Below are 315 nucleotides of genomic sequence, written 5' to 3' on the forward strand. Positions count from 1 at the left end.
CCATTTACTTCTTTTCAATAGAATGTTTTTGAGCCATTAGCTCAGTTGGTAGAGCATCTGACTTTTAATCAGAGGGTCGAAGGTTCGAGTCCTTCATGGCTCACTTTATAGATCAGTTCCAGTAACTGTTTCTATTACGCGGGTGTGGTGGAATTGGCAGACACGCTAGACTTAGGATCTAGTGCTTCGGCGTGGGGGTTCAAGTCCCTCCACCCGCATCATCATTACTATACTGCTGAGCGGAAGTAGTTCAGTGGTAGAACACCACCTTGCCAAGGTGGGGGTCGCGGGTTCAAATCCCGTCTTCCGCTCCAT

3 tRNA genes are annotated in these 315 nt (G+C 48.3%); all 3 read left to right on the forward strand.

The features are described from left to right. The first annotated feature begins 30 nt into the window (after nucleotides 1–30). Nucleotides 31–103 (forward strand) — tRNA-Lys (locus CHH91_RS18205). Nucleotides 104–138: 35 nt separating this feature from the next. Beyond that, nucleotides 139–218 (forward strand) — tRNA-Leu (locus CHH91_RS18210). Nucleotides 219–239: 21 nt separating this feature from the next. Further along, a tRNA-Gly gene (locus CHH91_RS18215) sits at nucleotides 240–314 on the forward strand. Nucleotide 315: the final 1 nt, after the last annotated feature.

It is taken from the genome of Virgibacillus sp. 7505, from assembly GCF_002272135.1.
In the GTDB taxonomy this organism is placed as follows: Bacteria; Bacillota; Bacilli; order Bacillales; family Amphibacillaceae; genus Terribacillus.